Below are 23,204 nucleotides of genomic sequence, written 5' to 3' on the forward strand. Positions count from 1 at the left end.
CATCAAGTCAATTCACAAAGACGATCCGTTAAGAGGAAACATTCATGATTAATCTGGAACTTCCCAAGCGTCTGAAGGCGGGAGTCAACCAGGCGCACCAGGCTGCCTCCGAAATCTTCCGCCCAATCTCTCGCAAGTACGACCTGGCTGAGCACGAGCGCCCAGTGGAGCTGGACACCATGGCATCCCTCGTTGAGGGTATGGCCGATGCAGGTCAGTCCATGGCCGGCGCTTCCGGCGGCCGCGCTGATGCCAACAAGAAGCAGCGGGAAGGCGTCAAGAACGGCGGCAACATGGCCGCCGTCCTCAACGTCCTTGAGACCTGCTGGGGTGACGTTGGCTTGACCCTGTCCATCCCTTACCAGGGGTTGGGCAACGCAGCTGTTGCAGCTGTGGCCACCGACGAGCAGCTCGAGCGATTCGGCAAGATCTGGGCTTCCATGGCCATCACTGAGCCTCAGTTCGGCTCTGACTCCGCAGCCGTTGCTGCAACCGCAAAGCTGGACGGCGACGAGTACGTCCTCAACGGGGAGAAGATCTTTGTCACCGCCGGCGAGCGCTGCACCCACGTGGTTGTGTGGGCGTCCGTGGACAAGGACGCTGGCCGCGCAGCTATCAAGTCCTTCGTGGTTCCGCGCGATACGCCAGGCTTCGAACTGGTTCGCCTGGAGCACAAGCTAGGCATCCGCTCCTCCGACACAGCTCACTTCATCCTGGACAACGTGCGCATCCCTAAGGAGAACCTGCTCGGTTCCCCAGAGGTGGACACCAAGAAGGGCTTCGGCGGAGTGATGGCGACCTTCGACAACACCCGTCCAATGGTTGCCGCTATGGCCGTGGGTGTGGCTCGCGCTTCCCTGGAGAAGCTCCGCGAGATCCTCACCGACGCAGGCATCGAGATCGACTACGACGCTCCAGCATGGGCACAGTCTGCTGCCGCCGCTGAGTACGTTCGCCTCGAGTCCGACTGGGAGGCTTCTTACCTGATGACCATGCGTGCAGCATGGATGGCAGACAACAAGCTGCCTAACTCCAAGGAAGCTTCCGAGTGCAAGGCAAAGGCTGGTCGCATGGCTACCGACCTGACCCTACGCACAGTGGAGCTGGCAGGCGCTTACGGTTATTCCGAGCGCGACCTGCTGGAGAAGTGGGCACGCGATTCTAAGATCCTCGACATCTTCGAAGGCACCCAGCAGATTCAGCAGCTCATCGTGGCACGCCGTGAGCTGGGCTTGTCCTCCGCGCAGCTGAAGTAATTACTTCCTAGCGTTCATACACGTACAAGCCGTCCGAAATCACTCCGGGCGGCTTCTTCGTTCGTTATGCAAATTTCGCGACTAAGCTAGACAATCATGACCTTCAGCCCAGAATCGCCCATCGCCACGGACTTCCTCGAACTCACGGGGAACACTCCGTTGGTTGATTTAGGCAACCTCCTGCCAGCCAGCTCTTTGCGCATCGTGGCCAAGCTAGAGCAGTTCAATCCCGGGGGATCGGCCAAGGATCGCACGGCCAAAGCGCTCATCGAGCAGGCTGTACAGAACGGGCTCATTCCGGATTCTCCGGACGTGCACCTGGTGGAATCCAGCTCCGGCAATCTGGGTGTGGCGCTGGCCCGCCAAGCCGCGTGCCGTGGATGGACGTTCACCTGCGTGGTGGATCCTCGGGCCAACCGCACCACCTTGGCGACGATGCGCGCACTGGGAGCCACCATCGACATCGTGGCCGAGCCGGATGCAGAGACCGGCGATTGGTTGGTTGCTCGGCGCAAGCGCGTCGCGGAGCTGGTGGCAGCGGATCCCCGCACGATCAATTTGGATCAGTATTCCAGTCGCGCGGCCTTCGATGCTCACGATCACGGCACTATGAGCGAGATCGTGGCACAGCTAGGAGGCGCACCTGCGGCGGTGCTGGTGGCTATGAGCACTACGGGAACCATTGGCGGTTGTTTGCAGCATGTCCGCAGGATCGGCGCGTCCACGCAGGTCATCGGTGTAGACGCCGCAGGTTCGGTGTTGTTCGGCGGCACGCGCGGGCCGCGCATGCTCCCCGGTTACGGTGCCGGTGCGGTTCCGGATCTTTCGTCCGACGTCACCCCTGACCGCATCATTCGTGTCCCCGACGAGCAGGCGGTAATCGGAGCGCGGGCGCTGACTCGTGCCGAATCTATTCTTCCCGGAGCCTCGGGAGGGGCGGTCATCGCTGCGCTGGGGCAGATCGCCGACCAGCTGGAACAAGAGCTAGGCACGGGTGCCACCGTGGTGGTGATCCTTCACGATTCCGGACCTGCCTACTTAGAGACCGTCTACGACGATGCCTGGGTGGAAGACAACCTGAAGATGGATCCCGCCGAGTGCGAGCGGAGGGTGCAGCAGTGGGCGCACTAAGGCTCGCGATCATCGGGGGAGGGCCGCGTGCACTGTGGGCGATCGAGGAGCTCGCGGCGCGGGCGGAGGAACTTCCTGCGTTGGACATTGATGTGTGGGAACCAGAACTCACCTGTGGGGCAGGCCGGGTATATCGCACTGATCAGCCCGCGTATTGGCTGATGAACTTGCGTGCCGAGGGCATCACCACGGCCATGGGGAGTTTCGTGGAATGGCGCGATTCCAAGCGGAAGGCAGGATTGCCCCTGGATCCGGGGCACTTTCCTCCGCGTCGCGTCGTGGGGGCGTATCTCGGCGATGCCTGGGCATGGCAAGTCAGCCATGCACCACCGACCGTCCGAATACGGCACGTCCGCAAGCACGTCACGGATATTCGCCGTGCCGACGATACGCGGCAAGAGCAGTGGAAAATCTCCGCAGCCTACCCGGAAGCCGATCAAGCTTACGAACTCTACGACTATGTCCTCGTGACCGTTGGTCATGCTCAAGCGTGGCAGGGAGCATTGCAGGGTTCGCGGGTTTTTAAGGAGCTTTGGCAGGTTCCAGACGGCGGGACTATCGGCGTGCGCGGGGCCGCGCTGACGTTTATCGACGTGATGCTGGCCGCCACCCTCGGCCGCGGCGGTTTATACGCTGCGGGAACGTATACCCCCAGCGGGCGTGAACCGATCCTGAATCCGGTCAATCGCTCTGGACGGTTCATGGAGGTCAAAGCCGTACCGGGCACCGCTCTGGATGGAATCGCCCTGCCCGCGCTCCCCGAATACGGCCAATACATCGAGCGCTGCACGACTCTCGCGGAGCTCGAGGACGTGCTGGCTGATGCTGCGGCAGATTTCCTGCAGGCCGCAGGGGTGGAGACGGACCGCGCCGAGCTGTACAGCGTCCTGACCGGCGAAGATGCAACTGGCGATCCGGTGGCGGAGCTGCGGGTGAGCATTGACGTCGCCAATGGACAACGACCACCGGGCGCGGCCTGGGCAATCGGTGAGGCCTGGCGGCGCCTCTACCCGCACATTGTTGCGCGCGCGAGCTTCGCGGGCCGCGACGATCTCCCCGGCTTCGGCACGCTGGCCCGTACCCTCGAACGCGTGGCTTTTGGTCCGCCGGCGGAGACTGCGGAGATCTTGTTGGCGGTCATTGAAGCAGGCCTGGTGCGGGTGGAGTGGATGGGCAAGCCTTGGATTCTCGACGCCTGGCTCACCCCAGATTCCGCTGAATCCCAAGATGTCCACGGCGTGATCGATGCCGTGATCCCGCCACCCGGCGTGGTTTCCGGCAGCCTGGCTGAGCAATTGGTGCAGCGCGGCTATGCGCGCATCCGGCGCGGCGCCGATGGATCCGCGCGCGGACTGGACGTGAACCCGGACGCATCCGTACCCGGGCAGCGTGGCCTAGCCGTGGTGGGGCGGGATGCGGAGGACACTGTCTTGGGGCTGGATACACTCAGCAGAACGTTGCATTCCACCATCCCCGCCTGGGCGGATTCCTTACGCCACCACGTGAATTGAGAAAGGTCCACAACACATGACTAAGCCACTTCCCACCCGTGGGCAGCCACCCTTGACCGCTCGGCTTGAGCCGTGGATGACCGAGCTTCTCGCCGATCCGCAGCAGTGTGCCGCGCTGATGGAGCAGTACGCCTCGCCGGTGAACGTGGTGTTTCCTGCCGTGTTGCCTCGCAATGCTGCAGAGCTGGTGGATGCGGGCGTATCGCGAGGGGTGGACGTGCGTGTGTTTTTTGCGCGGAAAGCGAACAAGGCACTGGGCTTCGTGGAGGCCGCGAGGGATGCGGGGCACGGCATCGATGTGGCTAGCGAGTGCGAGCTGCGGCAGGTGCTGGGGATGGGTGTGGAGCCGCAGCGGATCATTCTCAGCGCGGCGATCAAGCCCGATGCACTGTTGCAATTCGCTATCGCACAAGGAGTGACGATCTCCACGGATTCTCTGTCAGAGCTTGACAGAATTGCTGCGCACACAGTCGCCTTGAACGCGGAGGGGCAGAATGTGCGAGCTCAGGTGGCTCCGCGAATCGCTCCGGATCCGCAGCGGCTGCCGCCCACACGCTTCGGTGAGGTGGCACAGGAATGGATTCGAGGTAGCGTCGGAAAGGAAAAAGAGCATGTGGACGTGGTGGGCGTGCACGCTCACCTGCACGGATACGCCGAATCGGACCGTCGGGCAGTGCTCGCAGATTGCCTAGAGGTCATCGACGAGCTGCGCGAACAAGGGCAACGGCCGACGTTCATCGACCTCGGTGGTGGCGTGCCCATGAGCTACTTGGACAGCGCGGACGAATGGGAGGAGTTCACGAAGCAGCGACAGCTCGCCGTGGAGGGAAAGCCCACGCAGCTGCGCACGTGGAAAGACAACCCACTGGCTACTACGTATCCGTTCCATCAGACACCTACGCGGGGAGCCTGGTTGGAGGAGCTTCTCGACGGGGACATTCCAGGGTACGGGAACGCGGCAGATGCTCTGAACAGTAGGGAACTAGCGCTGCACCTGGAGCCGGGGCGGAGCCTGCTGGACGGTGGCGGAGTGATCCTCGCGCGGGTGGCTTTCGTGAAGAAGCGCAGTGACGGCGTGGACTTGGCAGGGCTAGAGATGAACCGCACGCAGTGCAAGACCACTTCGGACGATATCCTGCTGGATCCGCTGGTGGTGCCCACCGCTCGCGCTGCCGAAGGCGCTGATGACGCTGAGGATGTGCGCAAAAGCAACCGGGGCCGCGCGTGCTATCTGGTGGGCGCCTATTGCATTGAGGACGAAGTCATCATCTGGCGCAGGCTCACCTTCCCCGAGGGCGTGGCACCCGGGGACTGCGTGGCGATCCCCAATACTGCGGGCTACTTCATGCACATCTTGGAGAGCGCCTCGCACCAGATTCCGCTGGCCAACAACGTGGTGTGCAAACAGGAAAGCGCCCTGGAGTTTTTCCAGGACGCGATCGATGGAGCTAACTGACTAGACGCTACTGGGCATCTGGCTGCGGCAACTCGCGAGGAACCACCTTGCCCACGGCGTTGCGTGGCAGCTTGTCCAAGAACACGAAGTAGCGCGGCACATTGTGGCGGGCCAGCTTCTGCTTGGTGGCGGACTTAGCCTTCTCGATGAACTCGTTCTTCTCTTCCTCGGAGATGTCATCGGCGGAGCGGCCCTGCAGTACAACCCAGGCGCACAGAGCCTGCGCGAACTGCTCGTCTTCCACGCCACGAACAGCGGATTCTTCCACCTCATCAAAGGCGTTGATGACGTCTTCGGTTTCCTGCGGGTAGACGTTCTCGCCGCCGGAGACGATCATGTCGTCACCACGTCCGGAGATGAACAGCAATCCGTCCTTGTAGTAGCCGAGGTCGCCGGTGGCCACCATGCCGTCGATGATTTCCTTATCGGTGCCGGGACGGGTGTAGCCCTCGAATAGCATGTTGTTCTTCACGAAGATGCGACCGATTTCCTCATCTGGCAGCTCGTTTCCATCGTCGTCAAGAATCTTGAGCGTGGTGGCCATCGGCGGCTTGCCCGCGGTGCGCGGGTGCTTCTTCATCTCTTCCGGACGAGCGATAGATGCCCAGCTGACCTCGGTGGATCCGTAGAGGTTGTAGAGGACATCGCCGAACTTCTCAAAGGTCTGCTCCAGCACCTTCGGAGGCAGCGCCTCGCCAGAGGTGGCAATGACCTTCACGCCGGAATCGAAGTTGTCCGGGGTGACGCGCAGCAGGCGATTGAGCATCGTCGGCACGATGGCGATGGCGTAGGGGCGAGTCTTCTCGATGAGCTTCAGCGCTGCTTCCGGCTCAAACTTGCGCTGCAAAATCATGGTGTTACGCAGGGCAAGCGCGAGCTGAATCTGCGCGAAACCCCAGGTGTGGAACATTGGCGCGACCAGGAAAACCGGGCGGTGATGACGCAGCGGAATACGGCTCATGATGCTGGAAGCCGGCATGTAGGACTTTGGCTCCGGACGACGCGCACCCTTCGGCGTACCAGTGGTGCCTGAGGTCAGGATGATGGTGCGCCCCATGCGTGGGAACTTGGGGAAGTCCTGGCTGGCCGGAGCCGTGCGCAGCACCTGGTGCAGGCTGGCCCACTCTTCGCGCCGGGTGGCGTAGTTGCCGCTGTCAATCGCGTCTTGAATGTTCGACGCAGGCTTCAGCGCTGCCTCCTGCTCGCGGGTAAAGGCGCCAGTATCGCCGAATTCCCAGGCCACGATCACGGGGCACTGCTCGAAATCACTGGGGAGCAGTGGGATGAATTCCTCGTCGATGAACAGGATGTCGATCTTCTGTTCCTTGAGTACCGCGCGGGTCTGCTCGGCGGAGGCGCCGGTGTTGAATAGGACGATGTCCGTGCCCAAGCGGCCGTGGGCGCACAGCGCCATGATGAGACCGCGGTGGTTGCGGGAGAGCACGCCGATGCGCATGCGCTCGCGCACGCCGGAGCGGAACAGGGCGCGGGTCAGGTTATTTACCTGATCATGCAGCTCCTGATAGGTGATGGATCCGCCGTCATCGACGATGGCGGTGTGGAAAGGATCCCGTGCTGCGGCGATGGCCAGCAGTCCGGTGGGCAGGAAACGCCACTGCGCTACGCCCTTGCCGACCTTGCCCAGAGCCAGCGGGTTGATGGGGCCGAGCACGCCCGAGCGGAACAGTGGCAACAGTCCCTTTGCCAGCGTTCCGGTGCTACCGGCCAGTTGCTTGGGAGAAAGAGCGGGGGACTGGGGTGGATTACTCAATGGATTTCCTTGTGGCAGATGAACGGATGGTCATTAGGAATGTGAGCGACTTTGCAAGACCAACGAAAAGCTACCAAAGTAGTGTTATGGCCCTAAGTATTATTCCAGCCTAACGATGAAAAATAGTTTCCGTTAGGTAATTGGTTCAAAATGTGCAGCCCGGGGAGAATTTATAGGGGAGCTGCTGGCAATAGCGAGCAGGAGTGCGCCGAAAATGCACCGAAAATCGGGCTGTTCGCTGAAGGCGTACACTGCCTCGGTGATGCGAAGAAATGGCTATCTACCTGCGGTAACTCAAGCGCCTGGAGGGGGAAGAGGCGTCGAAAAAGAAGAACCCGCAACCCAAGGACCCAAAGCGCCTATGAGGTGTCCTGGCTTCGCACTAGGGTGGGGATCCACACCCAAAAGCAGCAGAAGAGGGAGATCACCATGTTTGAGAGGTTTACCGATCGTGCACGGCGTGTAGTTGTCCTAGCCCAGGAAGAAGCTCGCGCCTTGAACCACAACTACATCGGAACCGAGCACATCCTGCTCGGCCTCATCCAGGAAGGCGAGGGAGTCGCCGCCAAGGCCCTGGAATCAATGGGGATTTCTCTGGATGCAGTCCGCACCGAGGTCAAGGAGATCATCGGTTCTGGCGGACACCCACCAAGTGGCTACATTCCATTTACCCCACGCGCCAAGAAGGTACTGGAGCTGGCCCTGCGCGAGGCGCTGCAGCTGGGCCACAAGTACATCGGCACCGAACACATTCTGCTGGGCCTCATCCGCGAGGGTGAAGGCGTGGCAGCACAGGTGCTGGTCAAGCTGGGAGCAGACCTTTCCCGCGTGCGTCAGCAGGTCATTCAGCTGCTCAGCGGCTACGAAGGCGGCGAAGGCGAAGAGGCTCCTGACGAGCCAGCCACCGCTGGCGTGGGTTCCTCCAGCTCCGAGCCTGCATCGTCCAAGATGGGCCAGAAGTCCAACTCTTTGGTGCTGGACCAGTTCGGTCGCAACCTGACCCAGGCTGCCAAGGACGGCAAGCTGGATCCAGTGGTGGGACGCGGTACGGAGATCGAGCGCGTCATGCAGGTGCTGTCTCGCCGCACCAAGAACAACCCAGTGCTCATCGGCGAGCCCGGTGTGGGTAAGACCGCCGTAGTGGAAGGCCTCGCGCTGGACATCGTGAACGGCCGCGTTCCAGAAACTCTTAAGGACAAGCAGGTCTACTCCTTGGACTTGGGCTCTCTGGTGGCCGGTTCTCGCTACCGCGGTGACTTCGAAGAGCGCTTGAAGAAGGTGCTTAAGGAGATCAACCAGCGCGGTGACATCATCCTGTTCATCGATGAGATCCACACCTTGGTTGGCGCTGGTGCTGCAGAAGGTGCCATCGATGCAGCCTCCATCTTGAAGCCAAAGCTGGCCCGCGGTGAACTGCAGACCATCGGTGCTACCACGCTGGATGAGTACCGTAAGCACATCGAGAAGGATGCCGCGCTGGAGCGTCGTTTCCAGCCCGTTCAGGTGCCGGAGCCATCCGTGGACCTGACCGTGGAAATCCTCAAGGGCCTGCGAGATCGCTACGAGGCACACCACCGAGTGTCCATCACGGACAGCGCACTGGCGGCCGCCGCGCGCCTGGCAGATCGCTACATCAACGATCGTTTCTTGCCTGATAAGGCAGTGGACCTCATCGATGAGGCGGGCGCCCGCATGCGTATCAAGCGCATGACCGCGCCGAAGTCCATCCAGGACGTAGATGACAAGATCGCCGACGTGCGCCGCCAGAAGGAAGCCGCGATCGATGATCAGGACTTCGAGAAGGCGGCAGCATTGCGCGACGATGAGCGAAAGCTCACCGAAGAGCGAGCGGAGAAGGAAAAGGCTTGGCGCGCCGGCGAACTGGACGAAGTAGCTGAGATCGGTGAAGAGCAAATCGCTGAGGTACTCGGCAACTGGACCGGCATCCCCGTGTTCCAGCTCACCGAGGAAGAGTCCGCACGTCTGCTGCGCATGGAAGACGAGCTGCACAAGCGCATCATCGGTCAGGATGACGCGGTGAAGGCTGTTTCCCGCGCAATCCGCCGTACTCGCGCAGGTCTGAAGGATCCGAAGCGTCCGTCCGGTTCTTTCATCTTCGCCGGACCATCCGGTGTGGGTAAGACCGAGTTGTCCAAGGCGCTTGCCGAGTTCCTGTTCGGTGATGATGACTCCCTCATCCAGATTGACATGGGCGAATTCCACGACCGCTTCACGGCCTCCCGCCTGTTCGGTGCCCCTCCGGGATACGTGGGCCACGACGAAGGCGGCCAACTGACTGAGAAGGTTCGTCGCAAGCCATTCTCCGTGGTGCTGTTCGACGAGATCGAGAAGGCGCACAAGGAGATCTACAACACCTTGCTGCAGGTTCTGGAAGAGGGTCGTCTGACCGACGGACAGGGCCGCGAGGTGGACTTCAAGAACACCGTGCTGATCTTCACCTCTAACCTGGGAACCTCGGATATTTCCAAGGCCGTGGGCATGGGCTTTTCTGGTTCCGGCGAGAGCTCCGAGGACACGCAGTACGAGCGCATGAAGCTCAAGGTCAACGACGAGCTGAAGAAGCACTTCCGGCCAGAGTTCCTCAACCGTATCGATGACGTGGTGGTCTTCCACCAGCTCACCCGTGAGCAGATCGTCCAGATGGTGGACCTGCTGCTGCGCCGCGTGGTTTCCTCTCTGGCCGCCAAGGACATGGGACTCGAAGTCACCGAGAAGGCCAAGAACTTGCTGGCCAAGCGCGGGTTTGACCCAGTATTGGGCGCTCGTCCGCTGCGCCGTACCATCCAGCGGGAGATCGAGGATGTCTTGTCCGAGAAGATCCTGTTCGGCGAGCTGGGCGCAGGCGAAATTGCCACTGTGGACGTGGAGAACTGGGATGGCGAGTCCAAGGGAACGGACGCGAAGTTCGTCTTCGGCTCCAAGGTCAAGCCATTGCCTACCATCGAGTCAGAAGAAGACACTCGGGCCGAAGAGGCGCAAAAGGCAGTGGAAAACGCTGCCGATTCAGATGTGCCAGAAAGCGATGACTTTACCCCCGAAGGAAATGAAGGCGGATCCAAGGAAAACGAGGATTCGAACACTTCCTCCTAAGGAAAATGCACAGCTAGATTCGCATCGGTGATTAGTCCCCAACCGGAGATCGGATTCAGTAAGGAATCCATCGACGGGTGGGGACTTCTCGTTTCTGAGACAAAAGTGGGGAACCACCGGCTGCAAAAATGCGACTAGTTGTCCGTGAATAACCAGCAACAGACAACTAACAAAGCATTCGGCGGACTCAAACCGCTGATCCGCAGGCTCCACTTCTACGCCGGAGTGTTCATCGGGCCATTCATCCTTGTGGCAGCTCTCAGTGGTGCGGCGTACGCGGTGGCGCCAACGCTGGAAAACGTGGTGTACGGGGACATCATCAAAGTTCAGCCGTCCTCGCAGACCGTGACGCTGCAGTCCCAGATCGACAGCGCCCGGGCGGCTTACCCAGATATGGAAGTTTCCCAGGTCTGGCCTGCGACTAAGGCCGACGATTCTACTCGCGTCCTGCTGGTGGACGAGAGCCTCGGTGAAGAACGCCTGCGCAGTGTGTTCGTGAATCCCGGCGATGGCAAAGTCATTGGCGACGAGCCCAGCTACTCCGGCCTCGGAGAAATGCCCCTGCGCCGCTTCATCTCCGAGATGCACGAAAGCATGTTCCTCGGCACCCCGGGAGAGATGTACTCCGAGCTTGCGGCCTCCTGGCTGTGGTTCGTGGCCCTCGGCGGACTCGTCTTGTGGTGGAGCCGCGTGGGTGGACGAAAGATCTTCACCGGTCTGAAGAACCCCACCAAGAAGCATCAGCTAGACCTTGCACTCGACGGCGAAGAAACGCCAGAGTCCACCCACGTGGCAGCCAAGCGCCAAAGCTTGTGGAACGGACAAGGCAAGAGCCGCAACTGGCACGTCAAACTGCACGGAGTGGCCGGAACCTGGCTGCTCGTGGTGATGCTTGGCCTGTCCGCCACCGGCATCACGTGGTCCGCATTCGCCGGAGCTAACGTCAGCTCCACGGTCGATGCGATCCAGGGAGAACCGAAAAACATTGAGACCTCGCTGAATGGAGAGGAGGTGGCGTCGACCGGAGGACACAACCACGCCCAGCACGGCGGCATGTTGACGGACCACGAAGGGCAACCACTGACGGCCGAAGAGCTTTCCAGCCAGGCGCAACGGGTGCTCGATACTGCTCGGGACCAGGGGCTGACCGGCCCACAGCGCCTCTACCCACCGGAGGACAACCAACACGCCTGGCAGGCTAGCGAGCGCTGGGTGCCGTGGCGCACCACCTCTGATGCGGTGAGCGTCAATGGTGAAACCGGCGACGTGGTGGATACCCTACCGTTCTCTCAACTGCCACTGTTCAGCAAGCTGACAAGCTGGGGAATCTATCTGCACATGGGCATCATGTTTGGTCTGCCGCTGCAAATTCTGTTGTTCGTGTGCGCACTGGGAATCGCTGGGTTGGTTGTCTTTGGCTATATCGCTTGGTGGAAGCGCCGCCCGACCCGCAACGGTGTGGCAGGATTGCCTGGCCCGAACCAACCTTTGAGCGTGGTGGAATGGGTCATCGTGGGCGTATTGCTGGCCACGGTTGGCGTGTTCTTGCCGCTGTTCGGCATCAGCCTGGCGGTGATGATCGTGGTGGACCGCGTGCTGGCACGCCGGGCGGCCAAGCAAGCCTCCCCGCGTTTCACACAGAAAATGACCGTGCCCGCCGGCACGTAAGCGGAGAACACGGCCACGGTTAGCTTGACTAGCGAACTAGTTGGCGGGGATCAGCCGACCATCAAGGTCGGCTGGATCCGGAGGAGGAACCTAGCGAGCCAGGAACACCATCGATGATGGTTTCCGTATTAGCAGCCACGCTTCCGGGGGTGCTGCCTGCAGCCTCGAGGCCAGTAGGTTTCACATCCACGCCGGAGGGGATTTGATCGCACGGCGTGGTCTCGTAATTCTCGCCATTGATGACCTTCTCCATCCACACCATCGCTGGGGTCAGGTTAGTGAGCATGGGGAAAACATGGTTGGTCAGGGGAGGCCCCAGGGGGATGTTTTGTTCTTGGTAATTCACCGGAGTGCCAGCCTCACACCACATGCGGGCCATACGACGCGACTGTTCCACGGGAATACTGTCATCGTTGGTGCCATGGCCCACGTACACGGGAACTGTAGGGGCACGCTCGCCGATCAACTGGCGATCCACCAGGGACTTCAGTGGTTCATCTTGCAAGATCTCCCACAGTGCGCGGCCGTCCTTGGTCAATGTGCTGGTATCCACAAACGCGTGGTTCGCGATTGACTGCGGGATGCACTCGTCCTTTGTTTGCTCGAGCAGCAGCTTGCCCTTTTCATTGAGTAGTTCGTCCATCAGTGGCTGCAGCTGAGGTTCGGTGTTGAGGAAGCCATTGACCGTGTAACCCAGCACGCCGGTGAGTGGGGACTTATCTACCTGCTTGGCCACGGAGTGCAGGTTGGCAGGCACGCCACCGGCGTAGCCCGTGACCAGGTTGAGCTCTGGCGCATAGGTAGGTTGCAGTTCCAGTGCGGCTGCTGAAGAGCCTCCGCCCTGGGAGTAGCCAAAGGTGGTTATGGGAGTGTTGGAATCGATTCCAGGAATTTTCAGATTCTCGGCCGCACGAGCCATATCCAGGGTGGCATTGCCCTGTAACACTCGGTTCATGTATGTGTGTTGCGCGGAAGTGCCCAATCCATGCAGGTCAGTGATAGCTACGTTCCAGCCGCGAGCCAGAGCAGCAGCTACCGGAAGTGCTTCGTACTCCACGCCATAAGGCATCAGCTTGCTAGGGGCGCAGGCATCGCCTGAACCTTGAGTACCCGGAGCGATGGCCATCAGTGGACGTGGGCCCTTGCCCTTCCACGGCGAGGTGGGAGTCAGGACGGTACCGGTGATGGGGACTGTCTGTCCTTTGTCATCGGTGGACACGTATGCAACACGAGTAGCGGTGGAGCCAGTCCAGTCCACGAGGGGAACTCCGAGGGCGAAATTGGAAGGTTCTTTCTTCAGGATTTCTCCGGGCTCGCCTTCTACCGTCTCGGGAAGGGTGGAGTAAAAGTCACCCTGGTTGAGGTCAATGGATCCAGGAACTAAACCAGAGGCGCTGCCCACGGCCGAGCCCTGGCTGGAGGCCTCGACGCTGCCTTGATTGGCTTGTTCGGCGCTTTCGTAGAGAGAACCTTCTTGTGCTCCGGCAACTCCGAAGGTTGCGGACATTGAAGAAGCCGCCAGCAGTGTGGAGGCAAGCAGCGCAACGGTCCGATTGCGCGAGCGTGAATTTTTCTTGAGCGTCATGCTTGGAAACAATATTGTTTCCACCCGGAACTTATGCGGAAATGAGAACAAAACTGGAATTGTTCGGAATTTAACCCCGTTAGGGGCGATCAAGCAGAAGTTTAGACTTTGAGTTGACGTTTCACCTTGTCAGCTAGCGTGGCAATCGGAAAGTCTTAGCTTTCCCGCTTCCCTCAGCCTCCACCAAGCCGTCCACGAGCAATGAATTCAGGCATCGCTCGAGCTGAATCTTGTCCTCCCACACGAGCGCTATGTCAGCAGAAGTTACTGTGTCCACGCCTCGCACCGCAGCCATAATTTTTCCCCTGACCTGTCGGTCAGTGCCAGCAAATTTCTGAACCCTCCCTTTAGCTGCGGCATTCTCCTCCGCCGTCGGCGCAGGCTTGCCTCGCGCCACCCACTGGCACTGAGACTCCACCGGACAAGAGTCACACGCCGGGTTCGCCGCTGTGCAAACCAGCGCGCCCAACTCCATCAACGAGGCACATAAAACGTTCGCAGCCTCGCGCTGAGAGGGATCGCCCCACGGTAGGGGACTGGCTGTTTGGTGACGAGTTTGGCGTCGTGCTAATGAAGGATCTTCATCCACGTACGGCAGCAACGAGGCCATATCCCACAGATCCCGAGCTCGCACCGGGCCCTGCAAAAACTCGCCTTCGACCAATCGGCGATACACCCGACGCACGTTCGTGTCCACCACGGGAACAGCCTGCCCGAACGCGAACGCGGCCACCGCGCGAGCCGTGTAGCTGCCCACGCCAGGCAACGCCTCCAATTCGGCCACGGTCGCGGGTACCTCACCGTCATGATTTTCGACGCAAGCCTGCGCGCATTCCTGCAATCGAAGCGCGCGCCGTGGGTATCCCAGATTCGCCCATAGGCGCAGGACATCGGCCTTCGGGGCGGTAGCCAAGTCCGCCGGGGTGGGCCATTTTTGCATCCACGCCTGCCACAGTGGCTCCACGCGCTTGACGGGAGTCTGCTGGGACATGACCTCGCTGACCAAAATTCCCCACGCGGACGTGTCCGGATGCCGCCACAGAAGATCCCGTCCGTGCTCACCAAACCAGCTGTTCAGAGCGCTAGCTAAGGCAGTGGGATCAATTGCGCAATCAGTGGCGTGGGGGTTGTTCATCGTGGGCTCATTGTGCCCTACCCGCTGGAATTTTGGTAGTCGAGCGTGCAGAATTGAGGACATGACAACTGAAGCACAGGCACAGCTCACCCCACAGCAGGCATGGGACCTCATGCAGCAAGGCAATGAGCGATTTATGGCTCAACAGGCCGACCATCCCCGCCAGGACGGAGAACGACGCGGCCTTGGCGAACACGGACAAAACCCACACGCCGTGGTGCTGGCGTGCAGTGACTCGCGCGTGCCGGTGGAAATCGTCTTTGACCAGGGATTGGGCGATGTCTTCGTGATCCGCACCGCGGGTGAAATCACGGACCTGTCCGTGTTGGCCTCGCTGGAATTTGCGGTGGACTCCTTGGGCGTGCCACTGGTTGTGGTGCTTGGGCACGAAAAGTGCGGCGCGGTGGCGGCGGCAGAAACCGCGCTGGATAAGGGCGTGATGCCTAGCGGTTTCCAGCGCGTGCTGGTGGAGAAGGTTACTCCGAGCCTGCTGAGTGCGAAGGCCGAAGGTTTGAGCGGCATCGAGAACTTTGAGCGTAACCACGTCAAGGAGATCGCCAACCACATCGTGGATCGCTCCCCGGAGATTCGCGAGCGGCTGAATGACGGGCGGTGCGCGGTGGTGGGCCTGCGTTACCGTCTCTCTGACGGCAAGGCGGAGCCCTTGGTGGGATACGGCCTGGATATCGGCGCGGAGACGGTGCAGCGCTAGCGAAGAAATCACTCTTGATTTCAGTGCGGTGTTGCTCCGTGATTTGGCTGCGCCTGGCCGGTAGTATCCGCTGGTGTGAGCGAGGATAACCGAGAAAAGCAGTTGCCCAAGGAAGTGTATGTGCGCCGTCGCGTTGCTGCGTTGGCGCTGCTCGTGGTGGTTGTGCTGTTGCTGTGGTGGATCATCAGTTCGCTGGGTGGCAACGATGATGGGGAGAATGCCGCGGCCACGGACAACATGGCTTCCTCGACGACTCCCGATATGACCTCGCCAAACGAGCCGCCGAACACGAAGAAGGAAACGGAATCAGCGAAGGAATCTTCCTCGTCTGAGTCTTCGTCCGAATCCAGCTCGTCCAAGAAGTCCTGTTCTTTGGCGGACTTGAAGGTGACGGCTCAGCCGGGTGCACAGACTTTCGGTGCGGCTCAGCAGCCCAATTTCTTCGCCAAGATCTCCAACCCCACGGATGCCGAGTGTGTGATTGATGCTGATGAAGATCAGCTGAAGTTCGAGGTGTTCACCCTGCAGAGCTACCAGCGTGTGTGGGCGGATCTGGATTGTAATAGCTCGGACGTTTCCGGGGATATCACCATTCCTGCTGGTGAATCCGTGAATTATGAGTTGAAGGCGTGGTCCAAGACCACCTCTGCTCCTGAGCAGTGCGATGATCGCCAGGCGGTGCAGCCGGGCTCCTACCTGCTGTACACGCACTTGGGTGACAACGTTTCTGAGCCTGCGACGTTCAACCTGAGCTAGCTCTTCATCGCGGCCTCTAGCGCTTGGTAGAGGTTGCGAACTTCGATGATCTTTATGCTGGAGCTGTGCTTTCCGGAGCCCGCGGGGACGATGGCCGTGTGAAAGCCCAGCCTTTCGGCTTCATTGAGGCGCTGCGTTAGCTGGGGCACGCTGCGCACTTCGCCTCCGAGCCCCAGCTCGCCCACCACGACCAGCCCATGGGGAAGGGGAGTTTCCGTGGCGGTGGAGGCCAGGGCCAGTGTGGTGGCGAGGTCCGCTGCCGGTTCCACAATCTTCATGCCACCAACAGTCGCAGCGTAGACTTCCTTGCGCGTCAGGTTGTGGCCTCCTCGCCGGGCCAATACGGCCAACACCATGGACAAGCGCGATGGCTCGATTCCCGTCACGTAGCGTTTGGGGAAGTTCATCTCCACAGGGATGGCGAGGGTCTGTATTTCGCCGAGCATCGCCCGGCGTCCATCCATCGCCACGGTCACGGCCGTGCCCACCACTGATTCGGTGCGGTGATGAATGAACAGCCCGGAGGGGTCCGCCACTTCTTCGATACCGTGCCCGGTTTGTTCGAAGCAGCCCACCTCATCCGTGGCTCCGAAGCGATTCTTGATGCCGCGCAAAAACCGCAGCGAACTGTGCTTATCGCCTTCAAAGTTGAGCACCACATCCACAAGGTGCTCGATGGTGCGAGGTCCAGCCACGGTGCCTTCTTTAGTGACGTGGCCGACGATGATGACGGGAATGCCCGTGAGTTTGGCTAGCGAGGTCAGGGTGGACGTGACGGCCTTAGTGTGCGCCACGCCGCCGGCTACGCCCTCGACGTCGCTGGCGTGCATGGTCTGCAAAGAGTCCACGATCAGCAGGTCAGGTTTGACCGTATCGACGATGTCTATGGCTGCGGCCAGATCGTTTTCCGACGCCAAGAACAACCTGTCCAGCAATGCCCCCGTGCGTTCCGCACGCTGCCTTACCTGGCCCACGGATTCTTCCGCGGTGATGATCAGAGCGCTGCGTTCCATCCGGGCCCAACTGGCCGCAACCTCCAGCAGCAGCGTGGATTTTCCTACTCCGGGTTCGCCCGCTAGCAGGATCGCACTGCCGGGAACCACTCCGCCACCGAGCACGCGATCGAGCTCCTTGATTCCAGAAGAGAGGTGCTTGGCTAGCTCTGCGGAGATCTCCGTGATGGGTTGGGCGCCACTGCTGCCTGTGACGAGGCCACGGCCCTTGCGGGACGCTGCGCCGGAGCCCATCGAGTTGCGCAAGCCGGTGGTTTCGGCGAGGGTTCCCCATTCCCCGCAGGACGGGCATCGACCCATCCACTTGGACACTTGGTGTTCGCAGGAACTACATGTGAACACGGTGTGCCGAGAGTTCTTGGATGAGGTTTTTGCGGAAGGCATGCGCTCATAATAAAAGCCGCCCCGGACAAACGGGACGGCAACTCGCCTTTAATCGAACATAAACTCGAAAAAGGGGTTTAGTGAGATTCTTCGCTGTGGAATTCCTCAGGAGAAACAATCTCGTTAGCTGGGTTGCGGTAAGCCTCACCGGCGGTCGGGTGCTCTCCCACAACTGGAAGGTTGAGTTCTGCGGTGCCCTGATCGAAAGTGAACTTCGCTGGTAGGGACCCGCCGGGGTAAACGCCCTCGGTGGAGGACAGCTCAGGGGAAGCGTAAGTGGTGCATAGGTTTTGTGCACCCTTCTTGATCTCAGCTACTTCGTCAGGGGTAGCGGCTACCAAGTTGCATCCAGGCTTGATGGTCTTGTCTCCGTTGACATTCGCATCCTTGCCGTCGATAGAAATGGACTGCAGGGTTGCGGACTCGCCCAGATTTTCCAGGTTGGAAGCGGTGAACTTCAGGTAAGAGTTGCCATCCTTGCCGATCACGATGGTGGCATCCCGCAAGGAGACGTTTTCCAAGTGACCGTTGGTGCCGTTCACGGCAGCGGCCTGGTTCGAGGTTTGAGTGATCTGACCAGCTCCGCAGGCAGTCAAGGCGACTGCGGATCCGGCGGCAACCAGTGCAAGTGCGCTGCGTGCAGCAAACGACTTCTGGAACTTCACGATGAGGTCCTCCATCTGAGGCGTCAAAAAGGCTATCTCTTCTCTACAGTTAGCCTAACCCGTGACGGATCATTTTTCCTAGTCAAACCGAAGACTTTAGGGGAGAAGGCAGGGGGAAGGGGAACCCCTCAACGGCCTCAAAGTTGCTGTTGGGGTAGGATTAGCCGGTATTAAAAGGGCTTGGTATGTACAAGAAAATCCAAGCACACACTCACCCGAAGGGCAGGCTAAGACGCTGATGGAGTTCAAGGTCGGAGATACGGTGGTCTACCCCCATCACGGTGCCGCGGTCATCGAAGGTATTGAGCAGCGCGAATTCAAGGGCGACAAGGTGGACTACCTGGTCCTGCGCATCAACCAAGGCGATCTTTCTGTGCGCGTTCCCGCTGCGAATGCAGAGAAGGTGGGCGTACGTGACGTGGTGGGTGAAGAAGGCCTGCGCAAGGTCTTCTCCATGCTGCGCGAAACAGATGTGGAAGAGGCTGGCAACTGGTCTCGCCGCTACAAGGCCAACCAGGAGCGACTGACCTCCGGTGATGTGAACAAGGTTGCCGAGGTTGTTCGCGACCTATGGCGCCGAGACCAAGACCGCGGTCTGTCCGCAGGCGAAAAGCGCATGCTGGCCAAGGCACGTCAGATCCTAGTGGGAGAGCTGGCGCTGGCCGAGGGCGTGGATGACAAGAAGACCGATGCGATCCTGGAGAAGATGCAGGAAACCATCAAGCGTCATCGCGAAGCAGCCGAGGCCGCACGCGCCGCAGGCATCGACGAGGACGAGGATGCTTCCAAGGGGCCAATCGACCTCGACGAAGCGTTGGACGAAGACGACGAATAAGAAGCAGTAGCTCCCGCCGTGCCTGCCGTTTACGCACTCGTCGCCGCCGCCGGAAGTGGCAGCCGGCTGGGGTTTGACCAGCCCAAGGCTTTTGTGGAGCTGGCGGGACGCACTCTGCTGGAGCGCGCACTCGATGGTTTGGCTCGCTCTGAAGTAATTGATCACGCGCTCATCTTGGTCAGTCCAGACATGCGGGAAACTGCGGAAAAGCTCATCCAGCAGGACTTTAATCGCGCCTCGTGGGCGGGGATGGCCGTCAGCGTCACTCTCGGAGGAGGCGAGCGGATGGACTCCGTGTGGGCGGGCCTCGAAGAGCTCGCCCGGCGTGAGGTACCCGAGGACAGCCTGGTGGCCGTGCACGACGCCGCCCGCTGTATGACTCCACCCGAGATGACCGCCCGCGTAGTGGATAGTGCGCGCTACGGGGCCAAGCATCAGGCATGGTCCGGGTCTGTTCCCGTGGTTCCTGTGGTGGACACCATTAAGGTGGTTGACCAGGCCCGCGCTGGATCCGCCGATGGAGAAATCCTGCTGGAACAAACCCCAGCCCGGGATACCTTGCGCGCGGCCCAAACTCCGCAGGTATTCCGCTTAGACGACCTGCGGGAGGCAAACCTGGAGTACTTGGCAACGGTGGAAATCAGCTCGGCCCATGCGTCGAGAAACACGGGGAATCAACCACTGATGACCGCCACCGACGATGCCTCCCTGATGGAAATGGCCGGTAAGAAAGTCACTGCGGTAGACGGCGAACTGTTGGCCATGAAGATCACCACTCCGCTGGATTACCGTGTGGCCACAATGCTGCTGGCAGACCTAGAAGACACCGACAAAGGCACCACAGAAGAAGGTTAAAAAACAGACATGAGCATGCCCATCCCACGCGTAGGAATCGCCACCGATGCCCATCAGGTTGAGCCGGGAAAGCCCTGCTGGATGGCGTGCCTGCTGTTCGAGGAAGAGCACGGTTGCGAAGGGCACTCTGACGGTGACGTGGTGGCGCATGCGGTGGTGGATGCGCTGCTGAGTGCGTCTGGCTTGGGAGACCTCGGATCCTTCGTGGGTGTGGGGCAAAAGAAGTATGACAACGTCTCCGGCGCACAGCTGCTCAAAGAATGCCGTGAGCTGCTGGAATCCAAAGGTTTTCAGATTGGCAACGCGGCCGTGCAGATGGTGGGCAATCGCCCCAAAATGGGACCCCGTAGGGAAGAAGCAGAGTGCGTGATGGGCGAGATCATCGGCGCTCCCGTGCGTGTTTCCGCCACCACGACAGACCACATGGGGTTCACCGGACGCGGGGAAGGCGTGGCGGCGGTGGCCACGGCGATCGTTTTTGAGCCTGACCTACAATGAGGGCGTGACTTTGAGAATCTACGACACCGCAACCCGTACACTTCGCGACTTCCAGCCAGTCCGGCCCGGCCACGCCAGCGTGTACCTGTGTGGAGCCACGGTGCAGTCCATCCCACACATCGGGCACGTGCGCTCCGGGGTGGCGTTCGATGTGTTGCGCAATTGGCTGGAGGCCAAGGGCCTGGACGTGGCCTTCGTGCGCAACGTGACGGACATCGACGACAAGATTCTCACCAAAGCCGCGGAGAACGGTCGCCCGTGGTGGGAGTGGGCCGCTACGCACGAGCGCGCCTTCAACTGGGCGTATGACCAGCTGGGCGTGACCCCGCCGTCCATCGAGCCGCGCGCCACCGGGCATATCCCGCAGATGATCGAGTACATGCAGCGCATCATCGATAACGGTTTGGGCTATGCTTCCGAGGGCAACGTGTATGCCCGCACCGCCGCGATTAAGAACTATGGGTTCCTTTCCGGGCAGAAGATCGACGAGATGGACCAGGGTGAATCCGCTGGTCAGGGCAAGCAGGATCCGCGCGATTTCACCATGTGGAAGGCCGCCAAGTCCGGTGAGCCCGCGTGGGACACCCCGTGGGGCAGGGGACGTCCTGGCTGGCACATCGAGTGCTCCGCGATGGCAACCACCTACCTCGGTGGCGAGTTCGATATTCACTGCGGTGGCCTCGACCTGCAATTCCCGCACCACGAGAACGAGGCCGCGCAGGCCCATGCCGCAGGCGATACCTTTGCCAATTACTGGATGCACAACGGCTGGGTCACCATGTCCGGTGAGAAGATGTCCAAGTCTTTGGGCAACGTGTTGAGCATCCCCAACGTGTTGAAGCTGGTTCGCCCTGTGGAGCTGCGCTACTACCTTGGCAGCGCGCATTACCGCAGCATGCTGGAGTATTCTGAGGCTGCATTGGCCGAGGCCGCAGCGGGTTACCGTCGTATCGAAAAGTTCGTTGTGCGGGCTTCTTCGTTGATTCCCGATGCCACCCCTGACGTTGCCGTGCCCGTCGGAGAGGTTCTGCCGGAGTTCGCTGAGAAGATGGACGAGGACTTGGCTGTGCCGCAAGCGCTGGCCATCATTCACGATGCCATCCGCCGCGGCAACAAGGCGCTAGAAAAGGCCGAGGCTGGGGACGCAGAAGCCAAGGCGGATGCCATCCGCATCGCCAGCGAAGTCCGCGCCATGACCGCGGTGCTGGGCGTGGATCCACTTAGTCACACGTGGCTGGAGTCCACCTTGGCCACTCGTGGTGGTTCAGATTCCGCGATGGGCGCGCTGGACGTGCTGGTCCAGGCGGAGCTGGAGCGCCGTTCCACCGCCCGTGCCGAGAAGGACTGGGCGGTTGCCGACGAGGTGCGCGACCGCTTGGCAGCTGCCGGCGTGGAGGTCACGGACACCGCCGACGGCGCGAAGTGGTCGCTGAAGGGCTAGTCAGCCAGCGCCTTCCCGCGCTGCTCCGGCAGCGTAAACGCAGCCAGCGCGGCAACCGCGAAGGCAATACCGAATACCGCGAACAGCAAGCCCTGGCCACCGAAGCTCAGCAGCGGTGGCACCGTTAGTGGCGCGAGGATTGAGGCGATACGGCCAAATCCCGCCGCAGCTCCCGTGCCTGTGCCGCGCAGGCTGGTGGGGTAGAGTTCCGGGCCGATCGCGTACAGCGCGCCCCATGCGCCGAGGTTGAAGAAGCTCAGGAAACAACCCGCCACGATGATTTGCCACTCGGCGTCCGCCAGCCCGTATCCGGCAGCTGACAGCGCCGAGCCCACCAGGAACGTAGCCAGCGTGGCACGCCGTCCCCACCGCTCGATCAGGAATGCGCTGACCGCGTAGCCCGGGAGCTGCGCGAGGGTGATGATCAGGGTGAACGTAAAGGACTTCACCAGCGTGAACCCTTGGGCGTGCAGCAGCGAAGGGATCCAAATGAACGCCCCGTAGTAGCTGAAGTTGATGCAGAACCACACCACCCACAGCGCCGCGGTCCGCTTCGCCAGCGCCCGCCCCCAAATCCCGGTGGCTTGTTCCACGGCGTGGTCGTGAACGATCACGGTCTCTTCCATCGCGTTGATTTTCTTCGACGCCAGCGCCGGGGATTCCTCAAAGGAGCGAACCACCGCTTCCGCCTCCTCGTGCTTGCCCTGAGACTCGAGGAAGCGCACAGATTCTGGCATGCCGCGGCGGATCACCACCGAGTACAGCGCAGGGATACATCCCAGGGCCAGGGCCCAGCGCCAGCCATCGGCGGAACCGCTGACGATAAATGTGCCGATCACCGCGGCCAGGATCCACCCCAGCGCCCAGAATGCCTCGAGCAGCACCACCATGCGGCCGCGCACTGCTCGTGGGGAGAACTCCGAGATCAGGGTGGAGGCCACGGGTAGCTCCGCGCCCAAACCGAGACCCACCAGGAAACGGAACACGATGAGTACTGCGAGGCTTCCGGACAGCGCGGATGCACCGGTGGCCACTCCGTAGATGATCAGGGTGGCAGCAAAAATCTGGCGGCGGCCGAACTTATCCGCCAGCAGACCGCCCAAGGTGGCACCCAAGGCCATGCCCACGAATCCGGTGGAAGCCAACCAGCTGGTCTGAGTGGTGCTCAGCGACCACTGCACAGACAGCGCGGCCATCACGAACGAAATCAAGCCCACATCCATCGCATCCATGGCCCAACCCACACCAGAAGTGCCCAAGATCCGCGCATGTTTGCGAGTCACAGGTAAGGAATCGAGACGCTCAGTCCGAGACGGCGAGGAGTTGGCGTCGGAAGAAAAAGGGGCTTGGCCCACGGGCGAATGTGCGGGGTCGCTACCCACGCCTCCTGAAGTCATGACTTGGGATAATACCCTTATCGG

The 23,204-nt window shown here is 60.9% G+C and carries 18 protein-coding genes; 12 read left to right on the forward strand and 6 right to left on the reverse strand.

Annotation, left to right across the window (positions count from 1 at the left end):
- Positions 1-44: 44 nt before the first annotated feature.
- The 4 genes from IM764_RS06390 (at position 45) to IM764_RS06405 (ending at position 5,354) form a co-directional block, all read left to right on the forward strand.
- Entirely contained in the window at positions 45-1,256 is a 1,212-nt protein-coding gene (locus IM764_RS06390; protein WP_099298106.1) for an acyl-CoA dehydrogenase family protein, read from the forward strand.
- Positions 1,257-1,352: 96 nt separating this feature from the next.
- Positions 1,353-2,387: a pyridoxal-phosphate dependent enzyme gene (locus tag IM764_RS06395; RefSeq protein ID WP_099298105.1), complete on the forward strand. Its 1,035-nt coding sequence runs from the start codon at positions 1,353-1,355 to the stop codon at positions 2,385-2,387.
- Positions 2,375-3,898 carry an FAD/NAD(P)-binding protein gene (locus IM764_RS06400; RefSeq protein ID WP_194187323.1) on the forward strand — a complete coding sequence of 508 codons (1,524 nt, stop codon included), beginning with the start codon at positions 2,375-2,377 and terminating at the stop codon, positions 3,896-3,898. The genes IM764_RS06395 and IM764_RS06400 overlap by 13 nt, the downstream gene beginning before the upstream one ends.
- 16 nt (positions 3,899-3,914) lie before the next feature.
- The gene (locus IM764_RS06405; protein ID WP_194187324.1) at positions 3,915-5,354 is read left to right on the forward strand and encodes a Y4yA family PLP-dependent enzyme; all 1,440 of its coding nucleotides are present in this window, start codon (positions 3,915-3,917) and stop codon (positions 5,352-5,354) included.
- Between the two features lie 7 nt (positions 5,355-5,361).
- Here the strand turns inward: IM764_RS06405 and IM764_RS06410 are convergent, their stop codons facing one another.
- Positions 5,362-7,125: an AMP-binding protein gene (locus tag IM764_RS06410; RefSeq protein ID WP_194187325.1), complete on the reverse strand. Its 1,764-nt coding sequence runs from the start codon at positions 7,123-7,125 to the stop codon at positions 5,362-5,364.
- A 429-nt stretch (positions 7,126-7,554) separates the two neighbouring features.
- Between IM764_RS06410 and IM764_RS06415 the strand changes: the two genes are divergently transcribed.
- Positions 7,555-10,236, forward strand: a complete 2,682-nt coding sequence (locus IM764_RS06415; protein ID WP_099298282.1) for an ATP-dependent Clp protease ATP-binding subunit — start codon at positions 7,555-7,557, stop codon at positions 10,234-10,236.
- Positions 10,237-10,380: 144 nt separating this feature from the next.
- On the forward strand, positions 10,381-11,904 hold the full coding sequence (locus tag IM764_RS06420; protein WP_194187326.1) for a PepSY domain-containing protein: 1,524 nt from the start codon (positions 10,381-10,383) through the stop codon (positions 11,902-11,904).
- A gap of 61 nt (positions 11,905-11,965) precedes the next feature.
- Here the strand turns inward: IM764_RS06420 and IM764_RS06425 are convergent, their stop codons facing one another.
- Together IM764_RS06425 and IM764_RS06430 are read right to left on the reverse strand one after the other, a co-directional pair.
- Positions 11,966-13,489: a lipase family protein gene (locus IM764_RS06425; RefSeq protein WP_194187327.1), complete on the reverse strand. Its 1,524-nt coding sequence runs from the start codon at positions 13,487-13,489 to the stop codon at positions 11,966-11,968.
- Between the two features lie 133 nt (positions 13,490-13,622).
- Positions 13,623-14,624 (reverse strand): A/G-specific adenine glycosylase, encoded by a 1,002-nt coding sequence (locus IM764_RS06430; RefSeq protein ID WP_194187328.1) that lies wholly within the window; start codon positions 14,622-14,624, stop codon positions 13,623-13,625.
- Positions 14,625-14,685: 61 nt separating this feature from the next.
- On the opposite strand from IM764_RS06430, the gene IM764_RS06435 reads away from it, so the two are divergent.
- The gene (locus IM764_RS06435; protein WP_099298099.1) at positions 14,686-15,336 is read left to right on the forward strand and encodes a carbonic anhydrase; all 651 of its coding nucleotides are present in this window, start codon (positions 14,686-14,688) and stop codon (positions 15,334-15,336) included.
- A 75-nt stretch (positions 15,337-15,411) separates the two neighbouring features.
- On the forward strand, positions 15,412-16,092 hold the full coding sequence (locus tag IM764_RS06440) for a hypothetical protein (RefSeq protein ID WP_099298098.1): 681 nt from the start codon (positions 15,412-15,414) through the stop codon (positions 16,090-16,092).
- On the opposite strand, the gene radA is transcribed toward IM764_RS06440, so the two are convergent.
- On the reverse strand, positions 16,089-17,489 hold the full coding sequence (gene radA, locus IM764_RS06445; RefSeq protein ID WP_099298097.1) for a DNA repair protein RadA: 1,401 nt from the start codon (positions 17,487-17,489) through the stop codon (positions 16,089-16,091). The genes IM764_RS06440 and radA overlap by 4 nt on opposite strands.
- Positions 17,490-17,566: 77 nt before the next feature.
- The gene (locus tag IM764_RS06450) at positions 17,567-18,181 is read right to left on the reverse strand and encodes a hypothetical protein (RefSeq protein ID WP_194187329.1); all 615 of its coding nucleotides are present in this window, start codon (positions 18,179-18,181) and stop codon (positions 17,567-17,569) included.
- A 211-nt stretch (positions 18,182-18,392) separates the two neighbouring features.
- Here IM764_RS06450 and IM764_RS06455 point away from each other — a divergent pair, with 211 nt between their 5' ends.
- The 4 genes from IM764_RS06455 to cysS are packed head-to-tail and all read left to right on the forward strand — an operon-like array spanning position 18,393 to position 21,783.
- Positions 18,393-18,989 (forward strand): CarD family transcriptional regulator, encoded by a 597-nt coding sequence (locus IM764_RS06455; RefSeq protein ID WP_099298095.1) that lies wholly within the window; start codon positions 18,393-18,395, stop codon positions 18,987-18,989.
- Positions 18,990-19,007: 18 nt separating this feature from the next.
- Positions 19,008-19,844: a 2-C-methyl-D-erythritol 4-phosphate cytidylyltransferase gene (locus IM764_RS06460; protein ID WP_194187330.1), complete on the forward strand. Its 837-nt coding sequence runs from the start codon at positions 19,008-19,010 to the stop codon at positions 19,842-19,844.
- 9 nt (positions 19,845-19,853) lie between these two features.
- On the forward strand, positions 19,854-20,342 hold the full coding sequence (gene ispF / locus IM764_RS06465) for a 2-C-methyl-D-erythritol 2,4-cyclodiphosphate synthase (RefSeq protein WP_194187331.1): 489 nt from the start codon (positions 19,854-19,856) through the stop codon (positions 20,340-20,342).
- Between the two features lie 4 nt (positions 20,343-20,346).
- Positions 20,347-21,783: a cysteine--tRNA ligase gene (gene cysS, locus IM764_RS06470; protein WP_194187332.1), complete on the forward strand. Its 1,437-nt coding sequence runs from the start codon at positions 20,347-20,349 to the stop codon at positions 21,781-21,783.
- On the opposite strand, the gene IM764_RS06475 is transcribed toward cysS, so the two are convergent.
- Positions 21,780-23,180: an MFS transporter gene (locus tag IM764_RS06475; protein WP_099298091.1), complete on the reverse strand. Its 1,401-nt coding sequence runs from the start codon at positions 23,178-23,180 to the stop codon at positions 21,780-21,782. The two genes, cysS and IM764_RS06475, sit on opposite strands and share 4 nt — an antisense overlap.
- Positions 23,181-23,204 lie beyond the last annotated feature (24 nt).

Origin of the sequence: Corynebacterium sp. ED61 (assembly GCF_015233855.1) — a bacterium.
GTDB lineage: Bacteria > Actinomycetota > Actinomycetes > Mycobacteriales > Mycobacteriaceae > Corynebacterium > Corynebacterium dentalis.

What these genes read in the sequence shown, in the direction of transcription:
- IM764_RS06405 (WP_194187324.1), top strand. Translation starts at nt 3,915, where the DNA reads ATGACTAAGCCACTTCCCACCCGTGGGCAGCCACCCTTGACCGCTCGG.
- IM764_RS06430 (WP_194187328.1), bottom strand. Translation starts at nt 14,624, where the DNA reads ATGAACAACCCCCACGCCACTGATTGCGCAATTGATCCCACTGCCTTA.
- IM764_RS06390 (WP_099298106.1), top strand. Translation starts at nt 45, where the DNA reads ATGATTAATCTGGAACTTCCCAAGCGTCTGAAGGCGGGAGTCAACCAG.
- IM764_RS06425 (WP_194187327.1), bottom strand. Translation starts at nt 13,489, where the DNA reads ATGACGCTCAAGAAAAATTCACGCTCGCGCAATCGGACCGTTGCGCTG.
- ispF (WP_194187331.1), top strand. Translation starts at nt 19,854, where the DNA reads ATGAGCATGCCCATCCCACGCGTAGGAATCGCCACCGATGCCCATCAG.
- IM764_RS06455 (WP_099298095.1), top strand. Translation starts at nt 18,393, where the DNA reads ATGGAGTTCAAGGTCGGAGATACGGTGGTCTACCCCCATCACGGTGCC.
- IM764_RS06475 (WP_099298091.1), bottom strand. Translation starts at nt 23,180, where the DNA reads ATGACTTCAGGAGGCGTGGGTAGCGACCCCGCACATTCGCCCGTGGGC.
- IM764_RS06435 (WP_099298099.1), top strand. Translation starts at nt 14,686, where the DNA reads ATGACAACTGAAGCACAGGCACAGCTCACCCCACAGCAGGCATGGGAC.
- radA (WP_099298097.1), bottom strand. Translation starts at nt 17,489, where the DNA reads ATGCCTTCCGCAAAAACCTCATCCAAGAACTCTCGGCACACCGTGTTC.
- IM764_RS06395 (WP_099298105.1), top strand. Translation starts at nt 1,353, where the DNA reads ATGACCTTCAGCCCAGAATCGCCCATCGCCACGGACTTCCTCGAACTC.
- IM764_RS06415 (WP_099298282.1), top strand. Translation starts at nt 7,555, where the DNA reads ATGTTTGAGAGGTTTACCGATCGTGCACGGCGTGTAGTTGTCCTAGCC.